Source organism: Chryseobacterium sp. KMC2 (genome assembly GCF_016756935.1).
Classification (GTDB): domain Bacteria; phylum Bacteroidota; class Bacteroidia; order Flavobacteriales; family Weeksellaceae; genus Chryseobacterium; species Chryseobacterium rhizosphaerae.
Map to the genome: position 1 here is coordinate 266888 of NZ_JAESIT010000003.1, position 21741 is coordinate 288628.

37 protein-coding genes are annotated in these 21741 nt (G+C 35.2%); 36 read left to right on the forward strand and 1 reads right to left on the reverse strand.

Going from position 1 to position 21741, the window contains the following annotated elements; genetic code table 11:
- Positions 1 to 19 precede the first annotated feature (19 nt).
- From rplC to rplQ, 28 genes are all read left to right on the forward strand, one after another.
- Positions 20 to 646 (forward strand): 50S ribosomal protein L3, encoded by a 627-nt coding sequence (gene rplC, locus JML65_RS05260; RefSeq protein ID WP_047491409.1) that lies wholly within the window; start codon positions 20 to 22, stop codon positions 644 to 646.
- Entirely contained in the window at positions 637 to 1266 is a 630-nt protein-coding gene (gene rplD, locus JML65_RS05265) for a 50S ribosomal protein L4 (protein ID WP_047491412.1), read from the forward strand. Before rplC ends, rplD begins: the two co-directional genes overlap by 10 nt.
- A gap of 3 nt (positions 1267 to 1269) precedes the next feature.
- A complete protein-coding gene (gene rplW / locus JML65_RS05270; RefSeq protein WP_047491415.1) occupies positions 1270 to 1560 on the forward strand; it encodes a 50S ribosomal protein L23 in 291 nt (96 codons plus the stop codon).
- 22 nt (positions 1561 to 1582) lie between these two features.
- The gene (gene rplB, locus JML65_RS05275; RefSeq protein ID WP_047491418.1) at positions 1583 to 2404 is read left to right on the forward strand and encodes a 50S ribosomal protein L2; all 822 of its coding nucleotides are present in this window, start codon (positions 1583 to 1585) and stop codon (positions 2402 to 2404) included.
- Between the two features lie 2 nt (positions 2405 to 2406).
- On the forward strand, positions 2407 to 2685 hold the full coding sequence (gene rpsS / locus JML65_RS05280) for a 30S ribosomal protein S19 (RefSeq protein ID WP_002983209.1): 279 nt from the start codon (positions 2407 to 2409) through the stop codon (positions 2683 to 2685).
- Between the two features lie 2 nt (positions 2686 to 2687).
- On the forward strand, positions 2688 to 3086 hold the full coding sequence (gene rplV, locus JML65_RS05285) for a 50S ribosomal protein L22 (RefSeq protein ID WP_202270131.1): 399 nt from the start codon (positions 2688 to 2690) through the stop codon (positions 3084 to 3086).
- Positions 3087 to 3093: 7 nt separating this feature from the next.
- The gene (rpsC, locus tag JML65_RS05290) at positions 3094 to 3846 is read left to right on the forward strand and encodes a 30S ribosomal protein S3 (protein WP_047491426.1); all 753 of its coding nucleotides are present in this window, start codon (positions 3094 to 3096) and stop codon (positions 3844 to 3846) included.
- Between the two features lie 98 nt (positions 3847 to 3944).
- The gene (gene rplP, locus JML65_RS05295; protein ID WP_047491432.1) at positions 3945 to 4370 is read left to right on the forward strand and encodes a 50S ribosomal protein L16; all 426 of its coding nucleotides are present in this window, start codon (positions 3945 to 3947) and stop codon (positions 4368 to 4370) included.
- Between the two features lie 12 nt (positions 4371 to 4382).
- Positions 4383 to 4568 carry a 50S ribosomal protein L29 gene (gene rpmC / locus JML65_RS05300; RefSeq protein WP_027371716.1) on the forward strand — a complete coding sequence of 62 codons (186 nt, stop codon included), beginning with the start codon at positions 4383 to 4385 and terminating at the stop codon, positions 4566 to 4568.
- Positions 4569 to 4580: 12 nt separating this feature from the next.
- Entirely contained in the window at positions 4581 to 4835 is a 255-nt protein-coding gene (gene rpsQ / locus JML65_RS05305) for a 30S ribosomal protein S17 (RefSeq protein ID WP_027371715.1), read from the forward strand.
- Positions 4836 to 4837: 2 nt separating this feature from the next.
- Positions 4838 to 5206, forward strand: a complete 369-nt coding sequence (gene rplN / locus JML65_RS05310; protein WP_002983226.1) for a 50S ribosomal protein L14 — start codon at positions 4838 to 4840, stop codon at positions 5204 to 5206.
- Between the two features lie 22 nt (positions 5207 to 5228).
- The gene (rplX, locus tag JML65_RS05315) at positions 5229 to 5555 is read left to right on the forward strand and encodes a 50S ribosomal protein L24 (RefSeq protein ID WP_047427597.1); all 327 of its coding nucleotides are present in this window, start codon (positions 5229 to 5231) and stop codon (positions 5553 to 5555) included.
- Positions 5556 to 5568: 13 nt separating this feature from the next.
- The gene (gene rplE / locus JML65_RS05320; RefSeq protein ID WP_047491435.1) at positions 5569 to 6120 is read left to right on the forward strand and encodes a 50S ribosomal protein L5; all 552 of its coding nucleotides are present in this window, start codon (positions 5569 to 5571) and stop codon (positions 6118 to 6120) included.
- Between the two features lie 3 nt (positions 6121 to 6123).
- On the forward strand, positions 6124 to 6393 hold the full coding sequence (gene rpsN / locus JML65_RS05325; RefSeq protein ID WP_047376574.1) for a 30S ribosomal protein S14: 270 nt from the start codon (positions 6124 to 6126) through the stop codon (positions 6391 to 6393).
- Positions 6394 to 6538: 145 nt separating this feature from the next.
- Positions 6539 to 6937: a 30S ribosomal protein S8 gene (gene rpsH / locus JML65_RS05330; RefSeq protein ID WP_034694686.1), complete on the forward strand. Its 399-nt coding sequence runs from the start codon at positions 6539 to 6541 to the stop codon at positions 6935 to 6937.
- 17 nt (positions 6938 to 6954) lie between these two features.
- Complete coding sequence (rplF, locus tag JML65_RS05335; protein WP_047491438.1) at positions 6955 to 7500, forward strand: 50S ribosomal protein L6; 546 nt, start codon at positions 6955 to 6957, stop codon at positions 7498 to 7500.
- Positions 7501 to 7515: 15 nt separating this feature from the next.
- Positions 7516 to 7869 (forward strand): 50S ribosomal protein L18, encoded by a 354-nt coding sequence (gene rplR, locus JML65_RS05340; RefSeq protein WP_047491441.1) that lies wholly within the window; start codon positions 7516 to 7518, stop codon positions 7867 to 7869.
- A 19-nt stretch (positions 7870 to 7888) separates the two neighbouring features.
- On the forward strand, positions 7889 to 8410 hold the full coding sequence (gene rpsE / locus JML65_RS05345; protein WP_042721505.1) for a 30S ribosomal protein S5: 522 nt from the start codon (positions 7889 to 7891) through the stop codon (positions 8408 to 8410).
- Positions 8411 to 8420: 10 nt separating this feature from the next.
- The gene (rpmD, locus tag JML65_RS05350) at positions 8421 to 8597 is read left to right on the forward strand and encodes a 50S ribosomal protein L30 (RefSeq protein WP_029297759.1); all 177 of its coding nucleotides are present in this window, start codon (positions 8421 to 8423) and stop codon (positions 8595 to 8597) included.
- 20 nt (positions 8598 to 8617) lie between these two features.
- On the forward strand, positions 8618 to 9067 hold the full coding sequence (rplO, locus tag JML65_RS05355) for a 50S ribosomal protein L15 (RefSeq protein ID WP_047491447.1): 450 nt from the start codon (positions 8618 to 8620) through the stop codon (positions 9065 to 9067).
- Between the two features lie 9 nt (positions 9068 to 9076).
- A complete protein-coding gene (gene secY / locus JML65_RS05360; protein ID WP_047491450.1) occupies positions 9077 to 10456 on the forward strand; it encodes a preprotein translocase subunit SecY in 1380 nt (459 codons plus the stop codon).
- A gap of 3 nt (positions 10457 to 10459) precedes the next feature.
- Positions 10460 to 10675 carry a translation initiation factor IF-1 gene (gene infA / locus JML65_RS05365; protein WP_034684855.1) on the forward strand — a complete coding sequence of 72 codons (216 nt, stop codon included), beginning with the start codon at positions 10460 to 10462 and terminating at the stop codon, positions 10673 to 10675.
- A gap of 63 nt (positions 10676 to 10738) precedes the next feature.
- Positions 10739 to 10855, forward strand: a complete 117-nt coding sequence (gene rpmJ, locus JML65_RS05370) for a 50S ribosomal protein L36 (RefSeq protein ID WP_007839480.1) — start codon at positions 10739 to 10741, stop codon at positions 10853 to 10855.
- Positions 10856 to 10864: 9 nt separating this feature from the next.
- Positions 10865 to 11242, forward strand: a complete 378-nt coding sequence (rpsM, locus tag JML65_RS05375) for a 30S ribosomal protein S13 (protein ID WP_047491452.1) — start codon at positions 10865 to 10867, stop codon at positions 11240 to 11242.
- A gap of 12 nt (positions 11243 to 11254) precedes the next feature.
- A complete protein-coding gene (rpsK, locus tag JML65_RS05380) occupies positions 11255 to 11644 on the forward strand; it encodes a 30S ribosomal protein S11 (protein WP_047491454.1) in 390 nt (129 codons plus the stop codon).
- Between the two features lie 19 nt (positions 11645 to 11663).
- On the forward strand, positions 11664 to 12272 hold the full coding sequence (gene rpsD / locus JML65_RS05385; RefSeq protein ID WP_047491456.1) for a 30S ribosomal protein S4: 609 nt from the start codon (positions 11664 to 11666) through the stop codon (positions 12270 to 12272).
- Between the two features lie 33 nt (positions 12273 to 12305).
- Complete coding sequence (locus JML65_RS05390; protein WP_047491458.1) at positions 12306 to 13301, forward strand: DNA-directed RNA polymerase subunit alpha; 996 nt, start codon at positions 12306 to 12308, stop codon at positions 13299 to 13301.
- Between the two features lie 6 nt (positions 13302 to 13307).
- Positions 13308 to 13826, forward strand: coding sequence for a 50S ribosomal protein L17 (gene rplQ, locus JML65_RS05395; RefSeq protein ID WP_047491461.1), 519 nt, complete (start codon positions 13308 to 13310; stop codon positions 13824 to 13826).
- A gap of 105 nt (positions 13827 to 13931) precedes the next feature.
- On the opposite strand, the gene JML65_RS05400 is transcribed toward rplQ, so the two are convergent.
- Entirely contained in the window at positions 13932 to 14366 is a 435-nt protein-coding gene (locus JML65_RS05400; RefSeq protein WP_084086626.1) for a hypothetical protein, read from the reverse strand.
- A gap of 67 nt (positions 14367 to 14433) precedes the next feature.
- Here JML65_RS05400 and JML65_RS05405 point away from each other — a divergent pair, with 67 nt between their 5' ends.
- From JML65_RS05405 to JML65_RS05440, 8 genes are all read left to right on the forward strand, one after another.
- Entirely contained in the window at positions 14434 to 16290 is a 1857-nt protein-coding gene (locus JML65_RS05405) for a glycoside hydrolase family 35 protein (protein WP_237390789.1), read from the forward strand.
- Positions 16291 to 16506: 216 nt separating this feature from the next.
- Positions 16507 to 17139 (forward strand): response regulator, encoded by a 633-nt coding sequence (locus JML65_RS05410; protein WP_047491464.1) that lies wholly within the window; start codon positions 16507 to 16509, stop codon positions 17137 to 17139.
- A 6-nt stretch (positions 17140 to 17145) separates the two neighbouring features.
- Entirely contained in the window at positions 17146 to 17934 is a 789-nt protein-coding gene (locus tag JML65_RS05415) for a hypothetical protein (protein ID WP_202270133.1), read from the forward strand.
- Positions 17935 to 18212: 278 nt separating this feature from the next.
- Entirely contained in the window at positions 18213 to 18578 is a 366-nt protein-coding gene (locus JML65_RS05420; protein WP_202270134.1) for a hypothetical protein, read from the forward strand.
- On the forward strand, positions 18575 to 19363 hold the full coding sequence (locus tag JML65_RS05425) for a sensor histidine kinase (protein WP_202270135.1): 789 nt from the start codon (positions 18575 to 18577) through the stop codon (positions 19361 to 19363). The genes JML65_RS05420 and JML65_RS05425 overlap by 4 nt, the downstream gene beginning before the upstream one ends.
- A gap of 126 nt (positions 19364 to 19489) precedes the next feature.
- Positions 19490 to 19816, forward strand: a complete 327-nt coding sequence (locus tag JML65_RS05430; protein WP_047491476.1) for a hypothetical protein — start codon at positions 19490 to 19492, stop codon at positions 19814 to 19816.
- Positions 19817 to 19832: 16 nt separating this feature from the next.
- Positions 19833 to 20126, forward strand: a complete 294-nt coding sequence (locus JML65_RS05435; RefSeq protein WP_202270136.1) for a hypothetical protein — start codon at positions 19833 to 19835, stop codon at positions 20124 to 20126.
- Positions 20123 to 21559, forward strand: a complete 1437-nt coding sequence (locus JML65_RS05440; RefSeq protein WP_237390790.1) for a hypothetical protein — start codon at positions 20123 to 20125, stop codon at positions 21557 to 21559. The genes JML65_RS05435 and JML65_RS05440 overlap by 4 nt, the downstream gene beginning before the upstream one ends.
- Positions 21560 to 21741 lie beyond the last annotated feature (182 nt).

Sequence of the window (21741 nt, forward strand, 5' to 3'; positions counted from 1 at the left end):
TTTTATTATAATATAAACAATGTCAGGTATTATTGGTAAGAAAATCGGTATGACATCTTTGTTTAACGAAGAAGGAAAAAACATTCCTTGTACAGTTATCCAAGCTGGTCCATGCTCGGTTTTACAGGTCAGAACCTTAGAAAAAGACGGTTATAAAGCTGTTCAATTAGGTTTCGATGACAAGAGTGAGAAGAACGTTGGTAAAGCGTTAGCTGGTCATTTTAAAAAGGCTGGTTCTGCTCCTAAAGCTAAATTAGTTGAATTCTACAGAGAATTCGTTGATGAAGTAAAAGTAGGAGAAGAAGTAAAAGTTGATTTATTCATTGAAGGTGAATATGTTGACGTAACAGGTACTTCAAAAGGTAAAGGTTTCCAAGGTGTTGTTAAAAGACACGGATTTGGAGGTGTAATGCAGGCAACTCATGGACAGCACAACAGACTTAGAGCTCCAGGTTCTATCGGTGCAGGTTCAGATCCTTCAAGAGTATTCAAGGGGATGAGAATGGCTGGAAGAATGGGAGGTGAGCAGGTAACTGTTCAAAACCTTCAAGTGTTAAAAGTTGATCAAGAACAAAATCTTTTAGTAGTAAAAGGTGCTGTTCCGGGAGCTAAAAATTCTTATGTAATTATCAGAAAATGGAACTAGTAGTATTAAATACATCAGGAAAAGAGACCGGAAGAAAAGTAACTCTAGACGAAACAGTATTCGGAATTGAGCCAAATCAGCACGCGGTTTACTTAGAAGTTAAACAGTACCTTGCTGCACAAAGACAAGGGACTCATAAATCGAAAGAAAGAAGCGAAATTACTGCTTCTACTAAAAAGCTTAAGAAGCAAAAAGGATCAGGATCTGCTAGATACGGGGATATCAAATCTCCAACTTTCAGAGGTGGAGGTAGAGTATTCGGACCAAAACCAAGAGACTACAGATTCAAATTGAACAAGGCTCTTAAGAGATTAGCTAAGAAATCTGTTTTATCTCAGAAAATGAGAGACAACAGCATCAGAGTTTTGGAAGATATGAGCTTAAGCGCTCCTAGAACTAAAGATTTCATCACAGTATTAAATGCTTTGGCATTAAACGACAAGAAAGCTTTATTCATCCTTCCTGAAGCTAACAAGAATGTGTATTTATCTTCAAGAAACTTACCTAAAGCTAAAGTAATGAACTTCAATGAAGTGAGTTCTTACGATTTAGTAAATGCAGGTGAAGTTGTATTCTTCGAAGGTGCAGTTGAAAAATTCCAGGAAAATCTAAAGAAATAAGTCATGTCTATTATTATTAAACCAGTTATCTCAGAAAAGGCTAATTACCTTACGGATTTAAGAGGTTCTTATTCTTTCTTAGTTAATCCTAAGGCGAATAAAATCCAGATTAAAAAAGCTGTAGAAGCGGCTTACGGTGTAAAAGTAGCAGACGTTAACACAATGATTTATGCTCCGAAGGTTTCTTCGAAATACACTAAAAAAGGTCTTCAAGTAGGAAAGACAAACAAATTGAAAAAAGCGGTAATCAAGCTTGTTGAAGGTGAGGTTATCGATATTTTTGCTGTAAATTAATTATTAATTATAAATAATAGTAATGTCTGTTAGAAAATTAAAACCTATCACCCCGGGACAGAGATTCAGAGTTGTAAACAATTTTGAGGAAATTACTACCAACAAACCAGAGAAGTCTCTAACAGTTGGTATTAAAAAGTCAGGTGGACGTAACCAAACAGGTAAAATGACCATGCGTTACACCGGAGGTGGACACAAAAAGAAATACAGAATTATTGACTTCAAAAGAAACAAAGCAAACGTTGAAGCAACTGTAAAATCTGTAGAATACGATCCAAACAGAACTGCATTTATCGCTTTATTAGAGTATGCTGACGGAGAGAAGAGATATATCATCGCTCCAAACGGTATCAAAGTAGATCAGAAAGTAGTGTCAGGAGAAAGCGTTGAACCAAACGTAGGTAACGCAATGAAATTGAAAAATATTCCATTGGGTACTGTAATTTCTTGTGTTGAAATGAAGCCTGGTCAAGGTGCTATTTTAGCAAGAAGTGCTGGTTCTTCAGCTCAATTAACTTCAAGAGACGGAAAATATGCTATCATTAAATTGCCTTCAGGAGAATCTAGAATGATCCTTACTGAATGTATGGCAATGATTGGTTCAGTTTCCAACTCTGATCACCAATTAACTGTATCAGGTAAGGCTGGTAGAAGCAGATGGTTAGGTAGAAGACCAAGAACAAGACCGGTAGTAATGAACCCTGTAGATCACCCAATGGGAGGTGGTGAAGGACGTTCTTCTGGAGGTCACCCAAGATCTAGAAACGGTATGCCGGCTAAAGGTTACAAAACTAGAAAGAAAAACAAAGTGTCTAACCGTTACATCGTATCTAAAAGAAAATAATTATGGCAAGATCACTTAAGAAAGGACCGTTCATTCATCATACTTTAGATAAGAAGGTTCAGGCAAATATAGAGTCTGGTAAGAAGACAGTTATCAAAACTTGGTCTAGAGCATCGATGATCTCTCCGGACTTCGTAGGACAAACTATCGCTGTACACAATGGGAAATCTTTTATCCCTGTATATGTTACAGAAAACATGGTAGGTCACAAGTTAGGCGAATTTTCTCCAACAAGATCTTTCAGAGGTCATGGTGGTAACAAAAACAAAGGAAGCAGATAATCATGGGATCAAGAAAACAAGATAGCGCAATCGCAAGAAAAGAAGCTAACAAAGACGTTGTAAAAGCTTCATTAAATGACTGCCCATCATCTCCAAGAAAAATGAGATTAGTTGCTGATATCATTAGAGGAGAGCAGGTAGATAAAGCTCTTTATATCCTAAAATATTCTAAAAAAGAAGCCTCTAGCAAATTAGAGAAATTACTTCTTTCTGCTATGGCAAACTGGCAGACTAAAAACGAAGGTGCTGATATTGAAGAAGCAAACCTTATCGTTAAAGAAATCTTCGTGGATAGTGCAAGACAATTGAAGAGACTAAGACCAGCTCCACAAGGAAGAGGGTACAGAATCAGAAAAAGATCTAACCACGTTACATTAATCTTAGGTAATAAAGAAAATTAATCAAGGTATGGGACAGAAGACAAATCCAATTGGTAATAGATTAGGTATCATCAGAGGATGGGATTCTAACTGGTTTGGTGGAAACGATTATGGAGACAGAATCGCTGAAGACTACAAAATCAGAAGATACCTTGAAGCTAGATTATCTAAAGGTGGTATTTCAAAAATTTATATTGAAAGAACATTAAAATTAGTTACAGTTACAATTACTACTGCTAGACCGGGACTTATCATCGGTAAAGGAGGTCAGGAAGTTGATAAATTAAAAGAAGAATTGAAGAAACTTACAGGTAAGGATATTCAAATCAACATCTTTGAAATCAAAAGACCTGAACTAGATGCAGTTTTAGTTGCTGATAGTATTTCTAAGCAAATTGAAAACAGAATCTCTTACAGAAGAGCTGTTAAAATGGCAATGGCTAGTACTATGAGAATGGGTGCTGAAGGTATCAAAGTTCAAATCTCTGGAAGATTGAACGGTGCTGAAATGGCAAGAAGCGAATCTTTCAAAGACGGAAGAATTCCATTGTCTACTTTCAGAGCTGATATCGATTATCACTGGGCTGAAGCTCACACTACTTATGGTAGACTAGGTGTAAAAGTTTGGATTATGAAAGGTGAAGTTTATGGTAAAAGAGAACTTTCCCCGTTAGTAGGACAACAGAAGAAAGGTGGTCAGTCAGGAGATAGAAACAGAGGAGGAGACAGAGACAACAGAAGACCTAGAAAAAATAATAACAATAATAACAATAATAATTAAAAATTTTAGATTAGACATTTTGAATTTTAAATTACCGTTACTTTTTTAAAATAAAAAAAATCTAAAATCTAAAATCTAAAATCTAAAATTTAGAAATTATGTTACAACCAAAAAGAACCAAATTCCGTAGAGTTCATAAAATGAAGATGAAGGGGATTGCTCAAAGAGGTAATCAACTTGCTTACGGAACTTTCGGGATTAAAGCTACGGAAGGAGCTTGGATCACAGCTAGACAAATTGAAGCTGCACGTATTGCTGCAACTAGATATATGAAGAGAGAAGGTCAGCTATGGATCAAAATCTTCCCAGATAAGCCAATTACTAAGAAACCAGCCGAAGTAAGGATGGGTAAAGGTAAGGGTGCTGTTGAATATTGGGTGGCTGTAGTAAAACCAGGTAAAATCATGTTCGAAGTAGGAGGTGTTCCTTACGAAGTTGCGAAAGAAGCTCTTAGACTTGCGGCACAGAAATTACCAGTAGTTACTAAATTCATCGTTGCTAACGATTTTGTTAAACCTCTATAATCTTTGAATACAATGAAAAATGCTGATATTAAAAATTTAAGCGCGGGTGATATTCAAGCTCAATTAACTGAAGCAAAAGCTCAATATTCTAAATTGAAATTGGCTCATGCAATCAGCCCAATTGAAAACCCGATTCAAATCAAAGATTTGAGAAGAACAATCGCAAGACTAAACACTGAGTTAACTAACAAACAATAATTTCATTTTACAATGGATAGAAATTTAAGAAAAGAAAGAATCGGAGTGGTTTCCAGTAATAAAATGGAAAAAACTATTGTTGTTAGTGAAACTACAAGAGTAAAGCACCCGATGTACGGTAAATTCGTTTTGAAAACGAAAAAATATACTGCACACGACGAGAACAACGAATGCACAGAAGGTGATACAGTTCTGATCCAGGAAACTAGACCTTTGAGCAAGAGCAAGAGATGGAGATTAGTAAGAATCATTGAAAAAGCTAAGTAATAATGTTACAAACAGAATCAAGATTAAAAGTTGCTGATAACACAGGTGCTAAAGAAGTATTGGTTATCAGAGTTCTGGGAGGAACCAGAAGAAGATATGCTTCAGTTGGTGATAAAATCGTTGTTACTATCAAGGATTCTACACCATCAGGAAACGCTAAGAAAGGTCAGGTATCTAAAGCTGTAGTAGTAAGAACTAAAAAAGCAGTAAGAAGAAAAGATGGTTCATACATCAAATTCGACGACAATGCTTGTGTATTACTAAACGCAGCAGGAGAAATGAGAGGAACACGTGTTTTCGGACCAGTTGCTCGTGAGTTGAGAGACAAAGAATATATGAAAATCATTTCATTAGCTCCTGAAGTACTTTAATTTTTAAAATTTTTAAAAGAAAATGTCAAAGTTAAAAATAAAAAGAGGAGATAACGTAATCATTACTACTGGTAAGAAAGATATCAAAGGTAAAACTGGTGAAGTTATTGAAGTGATCAAGAAAGAAGGAAGAGACCCTAGAGTAATCGTTGCAGGACTTAATATCGTTAAGAAACACGTTAAGCCTTCAGCTTCTAATCCTCAAGGAGGAATTACTGAGAAGGAAGCTTCTATTCATATCTCTAACGTAGCTTTAGTTGGTAAAGACGGAAAAGCTATCAAAATCGGTTACAAAATCGAAGGAGATAAGAAAGTAAGAATTAACAAAAAAACGGGGGAAACTTTATAATTTGAATTAACACATGGAATTTATAGCAAGACCCAAAAAAGCATACAAAGAGCAAATTGTTCCTGCAATGATGGAAGAATTTGGGTACAAGTCAATCATGCAAGTACCTAGATTAGAGAAAATCGTTGTATCACAAGGTTTAGGAGATGCTACTGCAGATAAGAAAATCATTGATTATGCTGTAGAAGAACTTACAAACATCACAGGTCAGAAAGCAGTAGGTACGATCTCTAAGAAAGACGAAGCTGCATTCAAACTAAGAAAAGGAATGCCTGTAGGTGCTAGAGTAACTTTGAGAGCTCACAGAATGTATGAGTTCTTAGACAGACTTACTTCTTCTGCTTTACCACGTATTAGAGATTTCTCTGGTATCAAGGCAGATGGTTTCGATGGTAGAGGTAACTACAACTTAGGTATTACTGAGCAAATTATCTTCCCTGAAATCGTAATTGACAAAGTGAAAAAAATCCAAGGGATGGACATCACTTTCGTTACTACTGCGAAGACAGATAAAGAAGCTAAAGCATTATTAACTCACTTCGGTTTACCATTTAAAAAGAACTAAGAAATGGCTAAAGAATCAATGAAAGCGCGTGAGCGCAAAAGAGAAGCACTTGTTGCTAAATACGCTGACAAAAGAAAAGCTTTAAAAGAAGCAGGTGATTACGAAGGACTTCAAAAATTACCTAAAAATGCTTCTCCTGTAAGATTACACAACAGATGTAAACTAACAGGTAGACCAAGAGGATACATGAGAACGTTTGGTATTTCCAGAGTAACTTTCAGAGAAATGGCAAACAACGGTCTTATCCCAGGTGTAAGAAAAGCTAGTTGGTAATAATTACTAATTAAAATCGGGACAATTAAGTTGTCTAGATACTAAAGAATATAAATATCAGACCGAAGTTTTCTGAAGTCTGATATTTTCCTCTTCAAGTCTTTTCAATACTGATTGTCTTTAACCAATAATTTATAAAAGAAAAATGGTAACAGATCCAATTTCAGATTTCCTAACAAGAGTAAGGAACGCACAAAGCGCAGGCCACAAAGTGGTGGAAATTCCTGCATCGAAAATCAAAAAGGAGATTACTAAGATCCTATTTGATCAAGGGTATATCTTAAACTACAAGTTTGAAGATAACGCTGTTCAAGGAGTGATCAAAATCGCTTTAAAGTACGATAAGCAAACTAACAAACCTGCTATCAAGTCTATTCAAAGAGCTTCTAGACCAGGTTTGAGACAGTACAAAGGTTCTACTGAACTTCCAAGAGTACTAAACGGTTTGGGTATTTCTATCATCTCTACTTCTAAAGGAGTAATGACTGACAAGAAAGCTAGAGAAGAGAAAGTAGGCGGTGAAGTAATCTGCTATGTTTATTAATTTTTAATCAGAGGAAAATGTCAAGAATTGGTAAAGCAATTATAACAATTCCAGCTGGAGTTACAATCACTGAAAATAACGGTGTAGTAACTGTAAAAGGAGCGAAAGGAGAACTTTCTCAAGAGCTTACAGCAGGAATTACTTTAGAACAAAAAGATGGTGAACTTAATGTAAACAGACCATCTGATTCTAAGCAACACAAAGCGCTTCACGGTTTATACAGAGCGTTGATCGCCAACATGATCGTTGGGGTATCAGAAGGTTTCGAAAAGAAACTAGAACTAGTAGGGGTAGGATATAGAGCTTCTCACACAGGTCAAAAACTTGAGTTAGCTTTAGGATTCTCTCACGGTATCGTATTAGAACTTCCAAGTGAAGTAAAAGTTGATACATTGACTGAAAAAGGTAAAAACCCAATTATTACTTTAGCGTCTCACGACAAGCAACTTCTAGGAATGGTGACTGCAAAGATCCGTTCTTTCAGAAAGCCTGAGCCATACAAAGGAAAAGGTGTAAGATTCGTAGGAGAAATTGTTAGACGTAAAGCTGGTAAATCTGCTTAATAAATTATAAGTATTATGGCATTAAGTAAATTAGAAAAAAGAATAAGAATCAAAAGAAGAGTAAGAGGGAAAATCTCTGGTTCTTCTGAATTGCCAAGATTATCTGTATATAAAAGTAATAAGGAAATTTACGCTCAGTTAATCGACGATAAAAATGGTAAAACTTTAGCATCAGCTTCTTCTAGAGAGAAAGGTGTAGACGCTAAAGGTACTAAGACTGAAATTTCTGCTGCTGTAGGTAAAGCTATCGCTGCTAAAGCGGTTGCTGCAGGAATCGAAAGTATTGTATTTGACAGAAACGGTTTCGTATACCATGGAAGAGTGAAAGCTCTAGCTGATGGTGCGAGAGAAGGTGGACTTAAATTCTAATCATTAAATTTCGGAAAATATGTTAGGACTAGATAATATAGAAAGAGTAAAACCGGGAGGATTAGAATTAAAAGATCGTCTCGTAGCTGTTAACAGAGTAACAAAAGTAACTAAAGGGGGTAGAGCTTTCGGATTTTCTGCTATTGTTGTAGTAGGAAACGAAGAAGGTGTTATCGGTTTTGGTTTAGGAAAATCTAAAGAGGTTGCTTCTGCAATTGCTAAGGCAGTGGAAGATGCTAAGAAAAACCTTGTTAAAGTTCCTGTAATGAACCACACTATTCCTCACCAAACTACTGCTAGATACGGTGGTGCAGATATCTTCTTAAGACCTGCTTCTCACGGTACAGGACTTATCGCCGGTGGTGCGGTAAGAGCGGTATTGGAATCTGCTGGTATTCACGATATCCTTTCAAAATCTAAAGGATCTTCTAACCCTCACAACGTAGTGAAAGCTACTTTTAAAGCGTTATTAGATATCAGAAGACCTGAGGAGATCGCTAGAATGAGAGGAGTTTCTCTAAGTAAAGTGTTTAACGGTTAATATTAGAACAATGGCAACAATTAAAGTAAAGCAAGTAAGAAGCGCTATTGGTAGAACAAAAACCCAAAAGAGAACGCTTGAAGCATTAGGATTAAAGAAACTTCACCAAGTTGTAGAACATGAAGCTACTCCTTCTATCTTAGGAATGATAGCTGCAGTTAGTCATTTACTTGAAGTTCAAAAATAATTTTTAAAAAAGAAATTAAAATGAATTTAAATAACATAAAACCTGCTGCAGGATCTACTTTCAATTCAAAAAGAATTGGTAGAGGTCAAGGTAGTGGAAAAGGAGGTACTGCTACAAAAGGACATAAAGGACAGAAAGCAAGAGCTGGTTATTCTCAGAAAATCGGTTTTGAAGGAGGTCAGATGCCTTTACAAAGAAGATTACCTAAATTCGGATTCAAAAACGTAAACAGAAAAGAGTTTAGAGGAGTTAACCTTGATACTATCCAGACTTTAATCGAGAACAAATCCATCACTGGAGATATCACGAAAGAAGTTTTAGTAGCAAATGGAGTAGTTTCTAAAAACGAATTAGTGAAAATTATGGGTAGAGGAGAATTGAAATCTGCGGTTTCAATCTCTGCTGACAAGTTCACTAAATCTGCTGAAGAGCTTATTGCTAAGGCAGGTGGAAAAGCAATTACCTTATAATACTTACTAATGAAAGAATTTATACAAACACTTAAAAATATTTGGAGCCTAAAGGAATTAAGAGATAAAATTCTCTTTACGTTAGGTATTATCCTTGTGTATAGATTCGCATCTTATATTTCACTTCCTGCAATTAACCTTGCAGAGGTGGGAGATCTCTTAGAGCATTATAAAAATCAAGGCGGTAACAAGCAAGGAGCAGGTCTCCTTGGCTTGCTTTCGTCGTTTACGGGGGGAGCTTTCAGCCACGCTTCCGTAATGGCGTTAGGAATCATGCCTTATATTTCTGCTTCTATTATTGTTCAGTTGATGGGAATGGCTATTCCTTATCTTCAGAAGCTTCAGAAAGATGGAGAGTCAGGTAGAAATACATTGAACCAAATTACAAGATGGTTAACAATCGGAGTTTGTCTGGTACAGGCACCTTCTTACTTAACTTCTATTACTCAATTATTCTTACCGTATGCTCAATTCCAATCTGCATATTATGTAGAGCCAAATTCTATTATGTTCTGGTTACCAAGTATTGTAATCTTGGTAGGTGGTTCAGTATTCGCAATGTGGTTAGGTGAGAAAATCACCGACAAAGGTATCGGAAACGGTATCTCTATCCTTATTATGGTGGGGATCCTTTCAAGATTACCTGAAGCATTCGTTCAGGAGATGGCCGTGCAGAACGGAAAAGGAGGAATGGGATCTATTATGATCCTTATTGAAGTATTATTCTGGATGGTGGTGGTTCTTTTAGCAGTAATACTATCCGTAGCTGTTAGAAAAATACCAATTCAGTATGTAAGCAGAGCTCAAGCAAGAGGAGGTGTAAACAGAAATCTTATGCAGGGAGCAAGACAATGGATTCCATTGAAAGTAAATGCTGCTGGTGTAATGCCGATTATCTTTGCTCAGGCATTGATGTTCGTACCAGGACTATTAACAAAATTCGATGAGTCTAACACTTTTCTTGCAGGTTTCAAGAATGTTTTTAGCTGGCAGTACAATGTATTGTTTGCGCTATTAATTATTATCTTCTCGTTTTTCTATACTGCAATTACAATTCCGGTGAACCAGATGGCCGATGATTTGAAGAGAAATGGAGGTTTAGTACCGAAAGTAAGACCCGGTAAAGAGACAGCTGATTATTTAGATGATATTTTATCAAAAATTACCTTGCCAGGTGCAATTTTTTTATCTATCTTTGCAGTCCTTCCAGCAATTGTGCATGGAAGCTTTGTTCAGACAGATGCGTTTGCCCTATTTTTCGGGGGAACGTCATTATTGATTATGGTGGGAGTAATTTTAGATACTGTTCAACAGATTAATACATATCTGCTGAACCATCACTATGATGGTTTAATGCAGTCTAAACTGTCTAGAACGACTGGATATTAATTTATGGCAAAACAAAAACATATTGAACAAGACGGCGTTATAACGGAAGCACTTTCGAACGCTCAGTTCCGTGTAGAACTTGAAAATGGGCATATACTTATTGCTCATATTTCTGGTAAAATGCGAATGCACTATATTAAACTTTTACCTGGTGATAAGGTAAAACTAGAAATGTCTCCCTATGATTTAACGAAAGGGAGAATTACATTTAGATATTAAACAAAATAGCCAAATGGAATAAACATTCCATTTGGCATTTGTTAAAAAATAAATACTATCAAAATGAAAGTAAGAGCATCAATTAAAAAAAGAAGCGCTGATTGCAAAATTGTACGCAGAAAAGGTGTCCTATTTGTAATCAACAAGAAGAACCCAAAATTTAAACAAAGACAAGGCTAACATTAAATTATGGCGAGAATTGCAGGTATTGATTTACCAAAAAACAAAAGAGGTGTTATCGGTTTAACTTACATCTATGGAGTAGGAAGAAGTACTTCTTCTGAAATCCTTAAAGCTGCCGGTATCAGCGAAGACAAGAAAGTCAACGAATGGAATGACGATGAATTGGCTGCAATCAGAACATATATCTCTGACAACGTAAAAGTAGAAGGAGAATTAAGATCTGAAGTGCAATTGAACATCAAGAGATTGATGGACATAGGATGCCAACGAGGAATACGTCACAGACTAGGATTACCTTTAAGAGGCCAGAGAACGAAAAACAACTCTAGAACCCGTAAAGGAAAGAGAAAAACAGTTGCTAACAAGAAAAAGGCAAGTAAATAATCGTTAGGAATTATGGCAAAACAAAGTAAAGTAGTTAAAAAAAGAAAAGTAAAAGTTGAAGCTATTGGTGAAGCACATATTCAAGCTTCTTTCAATAACATCATCATTTCTTTAACAAATAAAAGTGGAGAGGTTATCTCTTGGGCGTCTGCCGGTAAAATGGGATTCAGAGGTTCTAAAAAGAACACTCCTTTTGCTGCTCAAATGGCAGCTGAAAATTGCTCTAATGTTGCTCACGAAGCTGGATTAAGAAGAGTAAAGGTGTATGTGAAAGGTCCTGGTGCAGGTAGAGAATCTGCTATCAGAACGATTCACAATTCAGGAATTGAAGTTAGCGAAATCGTTGATGTGACGCCAATGCCACACAATGGATGTAGACCACCTAAAAGAAGAAGAGTTTAATTTTTAGAATTTACCCATTATGGCAAGATATATTGGACCTAAAACTAAGATTGCTAGAAAGTTTGGAGCTGCAATCTACGGAGATGATAAGAACTTCGAAAAGAGAAAAAACCAACCGCCAGGACAACACGGTCCTAACAAAAGAAGAGGTGCTAAAAAATCAGAATATGCAGTTCAGTTAGCTGAAAAACAAAAAGCTAAATATACTTACGGTATTTTAGAAAGACAGTTTGCTAACCTATTTGAAAAAGCACACAGAAGCAAAGGAGTAACAGGTGAAGTTCTTTTACAACTTTGTGAATCAAGATTGGATAACGTAGTATACAGATTAGGTTTTGCTAAAACTAGATCTGGTGCTAGACAACTAGTTTCTCACAGACACATTACTGTGAATGGAGAAATTCTTAACATCCCTTCGTATTTGGTAAAAGCTGGTGATGTAATCGCTGTAAGAGAGAAATCTAAATCTCTTGACGTGGTAACAAATGCATTAGCTTCTAAAGCAAATTATGAGTGGTTACAATTCAACGATGAGAAGAAAGAAGGTACCTTCATTTCTGCTCCTGAAAGAATCCAAATTCCGGAAGACATCAAGGAGAACCTTATCGTCGAACTTTACTCTAAATAATTTTTTAATCAAATTTTTGCTCAACCCAATAATATGGCAATTTTACAATTCATAAAACCCGATAAAGTAATTTTACTTAACTCTGATGAATTTAAAGGTCAATTTGAATTCAGACCTTTAGAACCAGGTTTCGGGCTTACAATAGGTAATGCTTTGAGAAGAGTGTTACTTTCTTCTCTGGAAGGATACGCTATTTCATCTATCAAAATAGAAGGTGTAGAGCACGAATTTTCAACTATTCCAGGAGTAATCGAAGATGTTACCGAAATTATTCTTAACCTTAAGCAGGTGAGATTAAAAGCTACAGCAGAAGGCCAGGCTAACGAGCAGGTTGTTGCTAAAGTTTCAGGTCAAACGGTTATTACTGCTGGTGATTTAGGAAAGTCTATCAACGGATTTGAGGTTCTAAACCCAGATTTAATGATCTGCAACCTAAACAGTGATGTAACTTTCGAAATTACTTTCAATATTGAAAAAGGTAGAGGGTATGTTCCTTCAGAACAAAATAAGTCAAACAATGCACCTATTGGTACTATTGCTATTGACTCTATTTTCACGCCAATCAAGAAAGTACAATACAGCATTGAAAATTATCGTGTAGAGCAAAAAACAGACTACGAAAAACTTGTATTAGATATAGAAACTGATGGTTCCATCAGTCCTCAAAATGCTTTAACAGAAGCTTCTAAGATATTAATTTATCACTTCATGTTATTCTCTGATGAGAGAATCACTCTTGAAACTGAAGCTGTAAAAGCATCTATCCAATACGATGAAGAAACTCTTCATACAAGACAACTTCTTAAGTCTAAATTAGCAGATATGGATCTTTCTGTAAGAGCCCTTAACTGTCTGAAAGCAGCTGAAGTAGAAACTCTTGGAGAACTTGTTTCTTACAGTAAGTCTGATTTGATGAAATTCAGAAATTTTGGTAAAAAATCTTTGACAGAACTAGAAGAATTAGTGCATTCAAAAGGTCTTAACTTCGGTTTCGACGTTGCAAAATATAAGTTAGACGCTGATAAATAATTAATAATGAGACACGGTAAAAAATTCAATCACTTAGGAAGAACAGCTTCTCACAGAAGTGCTTTACTTTCTAATATGGCTTGTTCTCTAATTGAGCATAAAAGAATCAACACTACTGTAGCTAAAGCTAAGGCTTTAAGAGTATATGTTGAGCCTCTATTAACAAAAGCAAAAGAAGATACTACACATAACAGAAGAGTAGTATTCTCTTACCTTCAAAATAAATTTGCGGTTGCTGAATTATTCAGAACTGTAGCTCCTAAAATCGCTGAAAGAAACGGTGGTTATACAAGAATCATTAAGACAGGTTTCAGACCAGGTGATGCTGCTGATATGGCTCTTATCGAATTGGTAGATTTCAACGAGCTTTACAACCCTAATGCTGAAGAGAAAAAAGCTACAAGAAGAAGCAGAAGAGCTACTACATCTAAAAAAGTTGAAGCAGTAGTTGCTGATGCTCCAGTAGTAGAAGAAAAAGTAGAAGAAGCAAAAGCTGATACTACTGAAGAAAAAACTGAGGAATAATATTCATTCAGATATAAATTGAAAACCATCCGGACTCCGGATGGTTTTTTTATTGGTAGTCTATTGGGATAATAGATAGCCCCAAATCCGAAACCGGATTCCAACTTAAATCTTTGTTCTTTTCAGTTCAATAATATTATTGCCTTGCTCAAGGTGGAGGCTGTCTCCTTTTACCCTGGCTGTCATATCATCTTTTTTATAAATGGTTTCACCATCTTTGGTTTCCGTTTTAGGTAACGTGAATGTTTTCTTATTGCTGGTAATAGCTACTGTATTTTCCTTAGGATCATTTTTGAAAACTACTTTTACCAATGTTCCGTCTGTTGCTTTATAAACAAAATCGGTTTTTTCAGTTTTTTGACCATTGACCTCTATGGTCGATGAACTTTGTGTTACTGAATCAACTTTTCCATTAGTATCAGTCACTAAGGTTTCCGAACTGTCTGCTTTGATAACGCTTTTGTTTCCGCTTTCACTTTTCTTGCAGCTTATTGCTGTTAATGTAAGTACTGCACCCAGTACCAAAATGCTTTTTTTCATGATTATTTTTTTGATATTCAAATTGATTTTTTTGTAATTTAATTTTACAAAAATCATGCCCTATACTATGAAGAATTTCAACAAATATATATGTATTGTTCTGTTCATTCTCTCCACAAATTTAGCATTTTCTCAGAAAGGAAATTTCGAAATTAAAGGGGGGCAGTTTTTATTGAATGGAAAGCCATTCACCATTTATTCGGGTGAAATGCATTACCCGAGAGTTCCGTCACCCTATTGGAAGCATCGTCTTCAAATGATGAAAGCCATGGGGCTGAATACTGTTACTACATATGTCTTTTGGAATTACCACGAAGAAGCCCCCGGCAAATGGAATTTTTCCGGTGAGAAGGATTTACAGAAATTCATTAAAACAGCCAAAGAAGTAGGCTTATATGTTATTATTCGTCCCGGCCCCTATGTTTGTGCAGAATGGGAGTTTGGCGGATATCCCTGGTGGCTGCAAAAGAATAAGGAACTCGAAATAAGGACTGATAATAAAGCTTTTTTAGAGGAATGTGAAAAATACATCAACCAGCTAGCTCAACAAATTGTTCCTTTACAGATTAATAACGGTGGTCCTGTGATTATGGTTCAGGCAGAAAATGAATTTGGATCATATGTTGCCCAAAGAAAAGATATTCCTTTGGAGCAACACCGCCAATACAGCCATAAAATAAAAGATATGCTTTTGAAGGCTGGGATTTCCACCCCTTTATTTACTTCTGACGGAAGCTCACTTTTCAAAGGAGGATCTATTGAAGGAGCTTTGCCCACTGCAAATGGGGAAAGTGATATTGATGTTTTAAAGAAAAGCATTAATGAATACAATAACGGAAAAGGACCGTATATGGTTGCGGAATATTATCCGGGCTGGTTGGATCATTGGGCTGAACCATTTGTAAAAGTTTCCACGGAAGAGGTCCTGAAACAGACCGAGCTGTACATAAAAAATGGAATCTCCTTTAATTATTATATGATCCATGGCGGGACAAATTTTGGTTTTACAAACGGAGCCAATTATGATAAAGACCACGATATTCAGCCCGATCTTACAAGTTATGATTACGATGCCCCTATCAATGAGGCGGGCTGGGCTACCCCGAAATATATTGCTTTAAGGAAAGCATTTCAAAAAATCAATCCAGATCCTCTTCCGCAAGTACCCAATCCCATTAAAGTAATTACCATTCCTGAAATTAAGTTTTCAAAGACTAACAGTCTGTTTGATATCACGGATCAGCAGAAACCTGTTGTTAATAATCAGCCGCTCACTTTTGAAGATCTAAATACCGGACATGGGTACGTTTTGTATAGAAGAAAATTCGACAAAGATCAGAAAGGTATACTGGAGATAAAAGGATTGAGAGATTATGCCAATATCTATGTAAATGGTATTTGGAAAGGAGAACTTAACAGAGTTAATAAAAAATATGATATCGATATTGAAATCAAAGCCGGAAACCGCCTGGTGATTTTGGTAGAAAATATGGGCCGGATTAATTACGGAGCTGATATTGTTCACAATGTAAAAGGAATTATCAGCCCGGTAAAAATAAACGGTATTGAAGTTTCCGGAAATTGGGAAATGCTTCCCTTACCTTTTGATACATTTCCCAAGCTTTCCGATAAAATGAAAAATATAGCGTCCCATTCCCCCGTGGTTCAGGAAGCTGAATTTATTCTTAATGAAACAGGAGATACTTTTCTTGATATGCGGAAGCTGGGGAAAGGAATCGTTTTTATCAACGGAAAAAATATAGGACGCTATTGGAGTAAGGTGGGTCCTCAACAAACCTTATATATTCCCGGAGCGTGGCTGAAGAAAGGAAGCAATAAGATTCAGATATTTGAACAGATTTTTGAAAATAACACTTCAATCAGCAGTATTGACCATCCGATTCTGGATGAGCTTGTGAAATAACTTCTGATCTTTCACTATGAAATTATTATTAATTCAATGTTAAGTTTATTTATTTCAAAATAATTTCAAATAATATATTTTTTGAAGCGAAAAATTAGTTAAATTTAATAAAACTAAAGACTGAACCATAAATGTAAACTCTGATTTTAAAATTACCCAAAGGGGTAATTGATTCGGCTTTGTTTTCTATTGAAATTTGTTTCAAACAAAAAGGACATGAGTATTTCTATAGCCATAGTAGAAGACGAGAAGAACTACAACAATGCGTTGAAGAAGGTAATCAATTATCAACAGGACATGAAAGTAATTGCTCAGTTCTTTGATGGCAATGATGCCCTGAATAATCTCGCCAGTATTTCTCCGGATGTTGTGATGATGGATATTCAGTTACAGGATATGTTGGGAATTGAAATCATACTCAAATTGCGGAAAGATATGCCCAATACCCAGTTTATTATGTGTACAAGCTTTGAAGAGGATGAAAAAATCTTCAATTCCTTAAAAGCAGGTGCTATGGGATATCTTGTAAAGGGAGAAAGTATGGATAAAATTCTTTCCTCTATCCGGGACGTACACAACGGAGGCGCTCCCATGAGTTTCTCTATCGCCCGCAAAGTTCTCCATCATTTTGAAAAAGAAGCTCCTGAGGTTAAAGGCTTTGATGAACTTACCGAGCGCGAAAAAGAAATCCTGGAACTCCTCTCACAGGGGCTTCTGTACAAAGAAATTGCCGATAAAAAATTCATCAGCATGGATACGGTAAAAAAACATGTTGGAAATATCTACAGAAAACTTCACGTCAATAATAAAGTGGAGGCCATCAATAAACTCAACCAAACTAAAAACTAAGAAACCATGAAAACTATTAAATTCTTAAAGATTATTCCGTTACTAACACTACCGCTGTTTTTAATAACCTGTAAAAAGTCGGGAGATACCGGTAAGGTAGGAGCAAATACAGATAAGAATGGATCCGTAAATAAAAAAGGAAATTTTCATATCGATTTTCTGGACAGGATTTCCAATGAAGAAATAATAAAAGGTAAAGAGAATTTTAAAAACCTGAATCTGAAATCTCATCTTAAAATTAATTTAAACTATAATGATTTTGAAAAAATGATCAATAGTGCTAATAAAAAAAATGCAAAGTTTTTTTTCCTTTCAGATGCAAACGACTCTCTATCTTTAGGAATGGCCCTGTCAGATGACAATATTTTGAACTATGATAAAGATGCTCTCTATATTTTGTCAGGTGATCATTTCGTGCCGGATTCGAATGGTATATTTAAAGATAAAAAGAAAAAATTTGACGCTTTCAAAAGTAAGCTGGTAGATAGTGTGAGTAAAAATGATCCTTGTGATATGATTATATATACCCTTGATGATATAAAAAGGTATCTTCAAATGACACGTGATATTGAAGCAATGACTCTACACAAAATTATTGATCTTCAGTTTGAATACATTCAGTTTAAAGATTTTACTAGAAAAGACGGTACTTTAATAGACTACACCAAAAATAAAGATTCAAGAATTTCATTTGCTGTAAAAACGAATTACGATGATACAAGTGCGGCAAGGGATGTGAATATATCAAGTGATATTATCAACTTTTATTATGATGCAGGTGACTTAAAACCCTAATCAAAATGCTGATAGGAATTATATATAAGATACTATTATTATTTCCTTTAATAAAATCTTTTTATCTGGGTAGAAAATATTCTTTCTCTGCCCAGAATTATCTTTTTGTTTATTTTCTCATCACTTTTATGAACGAGTGGCTTTCCTTCACAAGAGACCAGTGTAATCCCGATGTGAAGGTAGGACTGCAGTATAACCTTTATTTTATCTTTTGTATTGTATTCTTTTATTTTTACTACTCGTTGCTTTTTAAAGGCATTATAAAAAAAATAGCCCTGTTGAGTACAGTCCTATCATTAGGCTATATATTTTTTTGTACTCATTTTTTAGAAAATGATTTTGATAAGAGAATAGGAATAACAATTACCTTATTTTACATCATGAATGCGATGCTCTGGTTTTATCAGAAAATATCCTTTTTTGATGAGCATAAAATTACAAATGATCCTGTTTTCTGGATCTCTACTGCATTGTTGATGTGGAGTTGTTTTTTTATTTTCAGGGTTACCCCAATGTTTTTTTTCGCAGAGAATGATAACGAATTTCTGCAGTTTTTAAAAGTTGGACAGAATATTATTAATATTATGATGTATAGTATGTTTTATATGGCACTAATTAAATATGAAAGACAATCAACTCTATGACCCATATTCAGGATGATATCAAATTGGCTTATATTATTGCAATCTCAATAATGATGTTGTTTGTCTGTTTTATTGTTTTTGTTGTGTTAATGTATAATAAGAGACAGCTTTTATACCTTAAGGAGAAACAACTCAAAGAGGTCGAGCATCAAAACCAGCTTCTCCAAAAAGAACTTGAAAAACAAAAATCAATAGAGCAGGAACGGGAACGTATTTCCCATGATATGCATGATGATCTTGGAGCAGGCATTTCAGCCCTTAAGCTTCAGGCTGAATTCCTAAAACAGAAAGTAGAAAAAGATGACGTGCAGGATGATATCAATGAATTACTGAAAACGTCTGAAGAAATGAATATCTCCATGCGGGAAATGCTTTGGAGCCTGAATTCAGAAAATGATACGTTGGGTAGCTTTATAGACTATGTAATCCAATATGCTGATCATTTTCTGAAAAAGACCCAAATAAAACTATGGTCAGAAAGCATAGATATTGTATCAGAAATTCCTATCTCTACAGAACTGAGACGGAATCTTTTTTTATGTTTGAAAGAAGCGGTTAATAATGGGTATAAGCATAGCCGCGCAGATGAACTAAAACTTTCATTTTCCCAGGAAAAAAATGTCTTTACTATGAAAATATCAGATAACGGGATTGGAATCTCCGAAGGGCAGCGGGAAGGGAATGGCTTTCGGAATATGAGAAGAAGGATGAATGAACAAGGCGGTGAGTTTGAACAGTCCTCCGGAGATTCGGGAACCTGCTTACTCTTTAAGATAACACTGTAAATAATTATTAGTTTTTTTGAACAGCATCATTTTTTTAATGGTGCTGCTTTGTTTTTATAATCACCCGTTTGTGTAATTGACAGGCGTGGTTTTTAGATGGAAATTTGATCTATAAAACAAATAGCCATGAAAACTTTAATTAATGACAGTATTGGAGATCTGGAGATTGCTTTAAAAAACAATACTGATCTCCAGGAGAAATTTAAACTCAATCCTGTAGAAGCATTAAAAAATGTGGAAATAAGAAATCCAAAAGACACAGATTACTGGATCTACAGAATTATAGTGATTATGCTTGGATTAGCTGTTCTGGGTATCATAACAGGACTCATCCTTATTACAATGAATAATCTCCGTTTCGATACCCAGTTGATTACCATTTTTACAGCTATTTCATCAGGGGCAATAGGCGCGCTAGCCGGACTTTTAGCCCCTTCACCCAATAAACAATAATTTAAAAACTAAGATCATGAAAAAGTTAACCATTCAAGGAACATGTACAGGTGTAAACAACATGGCAATAATTGATGTATTCAGTTCTAACGCCACCAATAAACCCTATGATTTACGAAAAGTATTCTACAAAAGTTTCATTTTTGAACTTGATGACCTGGAACCAGGGACCTCATATATTGTAGATGTTACAGGATTTACGTTTGGAACATTTGAGGTAAGCATCACAGGCGAAATTACAAAACCTGTTCAGGCTGCATTCTCAAATACAGATTTTTCACCAGGATATATCATAAAAACAAAGAAATGAAAACAATAGGTAACATTATAGTATTTGTGTTTTTATGTCTCAGTTGCTATATAAAAGCACAACAGGATGAAAGTATGAAATTGCCAGTAAATAAAGCTGAGATCAATAAAGCGACCAACCTTTATAAGACAGATAATACCAAAGAAATCCTGACAACATTTCTTAGAACGGCATTGAATAATATTACAAGCAAAGAGAAATCATTCAGTCTTAATACAACACTATATGCCATTGATTCCTTATTCCATCTTTCAAAAGGTAATCCAAGTGATTTTATCAAGCAGACTTCATTTGATTTTAAGCTAAAAGCCAATGAACAAAATTCTATATCAAGTATTTATTTTGGATTTACAACCGCGATTGTTAATAATAAAGATTTGAAAAAAGACAGCCTGGATTCTAAAGATTTTGCAGCCCTTGAAAAGAATGTGTTTATACAGGCCGATATTAAAAAATCACTGCATGCTTTACGAATAAAAAAAGAAGAGATCAGCAATCAGAAAATTGATTCGGCAAAAACACAGATCAATTCAATATTGCAATCATTAAATAAGAGCTCAAAATATGAGGATCCATGCTTTACCCAGATAAAAATCAACAAACGATTACGGGCTTTATTTTCAAAGGTGAATTTAAGTCCTGATGAAAGTCATTTGAAACAAATAGGATTTGACAAAGTACTGGAGGGTTTAGAGGATAAGGAAATAAATGAAGTACAGACAGATATAGATGGGGAACTTGAAGCACTAAAAGACTATATCAATACTAAAGAACTGGAAGCTCTAAACAAAAAATGGGACGATGCCAAAAAAGAAGGTAATTTTATGATGCTTACAAATGACATTAATCAAATCAATTTTGATCGTGACGTTTTTAGAGGAACAGATGATGAAGATTATAAGAGAATTGTAAAAAGCTACCGGGAAGGAAAAGACCCTCTTAAAATGCTGTATAAAGAAGTTGCTGAAACTTATTCAAGAAGAATGCTCTGGACCATTTCCCCGGCCATGGAGTATGACAGAGAAAATAAACAGGGAATTTATAACGTGGCAACAAAAATGACGGTAGGAATTTCTAATAAACTCCAAAGAAAACCTTGGGAAATAGAAGCTAATGCCTCATTTAAAGTTTCCAAAGATACATTGAAGCCCGCTACAAATTATGATAATCAGGTAGGTTTGATCAATTTTGGAGTGAATAAAGTCTTGCTTGAGAATAAAGATAATGAGCCCAAGATGGAGTTTAAATTCTTTACCCAGCTGGAACATCAGTTTGGAAAAACCTCCATTTTTCCAAAGAGTATTTTCAGTCTCAATTCTACTTTAAGAATAAACCTCTTCAAAACAATCTGGCTGCCAATAACCGTGAAATATGATCCGGATAACGGTAATCTTTTTGGCTTTTTTTCCATAGCAGCGAATTTGTCTGACTGATAGCCATTAATACCTTTTAAGTTTATCCTAAATAGGGTAGGTTTAAGTATGATAAAACCTTTTTTGAAACAAATCAAAGAAGGTTTTTTTCCTGTATGAAATGATATAGACAACAAAATGAAGAGATGGATGTTTCATTTTTGAATTCTTACTTATCATAATATTAAAATTAACTAAAATTT

Coding starts and splice junctions, on each gene's coding strand:
- rplC (WP_047491409.1), top strand. CDS start 20: ATGTCAGGTATTATTGGTAAGAAAATCGGTATGACATCTTTGTTTAAC.
- rplD (WP_047491412.1), top strand. CDS start 637: ATGGAACTAGTAGTATTAAATACATCAGGAAAAGAGACCGGAAGAAAA.
- rplW (WP_047491415.1), top strand. CDS start 1,270: ATGTCTATTATTATTAAACCAGTTATCTCAGAAAAGGCTAATTACCTT.
- rplB (WP_047491418.1), top strand. CDS start 1,583: ATGTCTGTTAGAAAATTAAAACCTATCACCCCGGGACAGAGATTCAGA.
- rpsS (WP_002983209.1), top strand. CDS start 2,407: ATGGCAAGATCACTTAAGAAAGGACCGTTCATTCATCATACTTTAGAT.
- rplV (WP_202270131.1), top strand. CDS start 2,688: ATGGGATCAAGAAAACAAGATAGCGCAATCGCAAGAAAAGAAGCTAAC.
- rpsC (WP_047491426.1), top strand. CDS start 3,094: ATGGGACAGAAGACAAATCCAATTGGTAATAGATTAGGTATCATCAGA.
- rplP (WP_047491432.1), top strand. CDS start 3,945: ATGTTACAACCAAAAAGAACCAAATTCCGTAGAGTTCATAAAATGAAG.
- rpmC (WP_027371716.1), top strand. CDS start 4,383: ATGAAAAATGCTGATATTAAAAATTTAAGCGCGGGTGATATTCAAGCT.
- rpsQ (WP_027371715.1), top strand. CDS start 4,581: ATGGATAGAAATTTAAGAAAAGAAAGAATCGGAGTGGTTTCCAGTAAT.
- rplN (WP_002983226.1), top strand. CDS start 4,838: ATGTTACAAACAGAATCAAGATTAAAAGTTGCTGATAACACAGGTGCT.
- rplX (WP_047427597.1), top strand. CDS start 5,229: ATGTCAAAGTTAAAAATAAAAAGAGGAGATAACGTAATCATTACTACT.
- rplE (WP_047491435.1), top strand. CDS start 5,569: ATGGAATTTATAGCAAGACCCAAAAAAGCATACAAAGAGCAAATTGTT.
- rpsN (WP_047376574.1), top strand. CDS start 6,124: ATGGCTAAAGAATCAATGAAAGCGCGTGAGCGCAAAAGAGAAGCACTT.
- rpsH (WP_034694686.1), top strand. CDS start 6,539: ATGGTAACAGATCCAATTTCAGATTTCCTAACAAGAGTAAGGAACGCA.
- rplF (WP_047491438.1), top strand. CDS start 6,955: ATGTCAAGAATTGGTAAAGCAATTATAACAATTCCAGCTGGAGTTACA.
- rplR (WP_047491441.1), top strand. CDS start 7,516: ATGGCATTAAGTAAATTAGAAAAAAGAATAAGAATCAAAAGAAGAGTA.
- rpsE (WP_042721505.1), top strand. CDS start 7,889: ATGTTAGGACTAGATAATATAGAAAGAGTAAAACCGGGAGGATTAGAA.
- rpmD (WP_029297759.1), top strand. CDS start 8,421: ATGGCAACAATTAAAGTAAAGCAAGTAAGAAGCGCTATTGGTAGAACA.
- rplO (WP_047491447.1), top strand. CDS start 8,618: ATGAATTTAAATAACATAAAACCTGCTGCAGGATCTACTTTCAATTCA.
- secY (WP_047491450.1), top strand. CDS start 9,077: ATGAAAGAATTTATACAAACACTTAAAAATATTTGGAGCCTAAAGGAA.
- infA (WP_034684855.1), top strand. CDS start 10,460: ATGGCAAAACAAAAACATATTGAACAAGACGGCGTTATAACGGAAGCA.
- rpmJ (WP_007839480.1), top strand. CDS start 10,739: ATGAAAGTAAGAGCATCAATTAAAAAAAGAAGCGCTGATTGCAAAATT.
- rpsM (WP_047491452.1), top strand. CDS start 10,865: ATGGCGAGAATTGCAGGTATTGATTTACCAAAAAACAAAAGAGGTGTT.
- rpsK (WP_047491454.1), top strand. CDS start 11,255: ATGGCAAAACAAAGTAAAGTAGTTAAAAAAAGAAAAGTAAAAGTTGAA.
- rpsD (WP_047491456.1), top strand. CDS start 11,664: ATGGCAAGATATATTGGACCTAAAACTAAGATTGCTAGAAAGTTTGGA.
- JML65_RS05390 (WP_047491458.1), top strand. CDS start 12,306: ATGGCAATTTTACAATTCATAAAACCCGATAAAGTAATTTTACTTAAC.
- rplQ (WP_047491461.1), top strand. CDS start 13,308: ATGAGACACGGTAAAAAATTCAATCACTTAGGAAGAACAGCTTCTCAC.
- JML65_RS05400 (WP_084086626.1), bottom strand. CDS start 14,366: ATGAAAAAAAGCATTTTGGTACTGGGTGCAGTACTTACATTAACAGCA.
- JML65_RS05405 (WP_237390789.1), top strand. CDS start 14,434: ATGAAGAATTTCAACAAATATATATGTATTGTTCTGTTCATTCTCTCC.
- JML65_RS05410 (WP_047491464.1), top strand. CDS start 16,507: ATGAGTATTTCTATAGCCATAGTAGAAGACGAGAAGAACTACAACAAT.
- JML65_RS05415 (WP_202270133.1), top strand. CDS start 17,146: ATGAAAACTATTAAATTCTTAAAGATTATTCCGTTACTAACACTACCG.
- JML65_RS05425 (WP_202270135.1), top strand. CDS start 18,575: ATGACCCATATTCAGGATGATATCAAATTGGCTTATATTATTGCAATC.
- JML65_RS05430 (WP_047491476.1), top strand. CDS start 19,490: ATGAAAACTTTAATTAATGACAGTATTGGAGATCTGGAGATTGCTTTA.
- JML65_RS05435 (WP_202270136.1), top strand. CDS start 19,833: ATGAAAAAGTTAACCATTCAAGGAACATGTACAGGTGTAAACAACATG.
- JML65_RS05440 (WP_237390790.1), top strand. CDS start 20,123: ATGAAAACAATAGGTAACATTATAGTATTTGTGTTTTTATGTCTCAGT.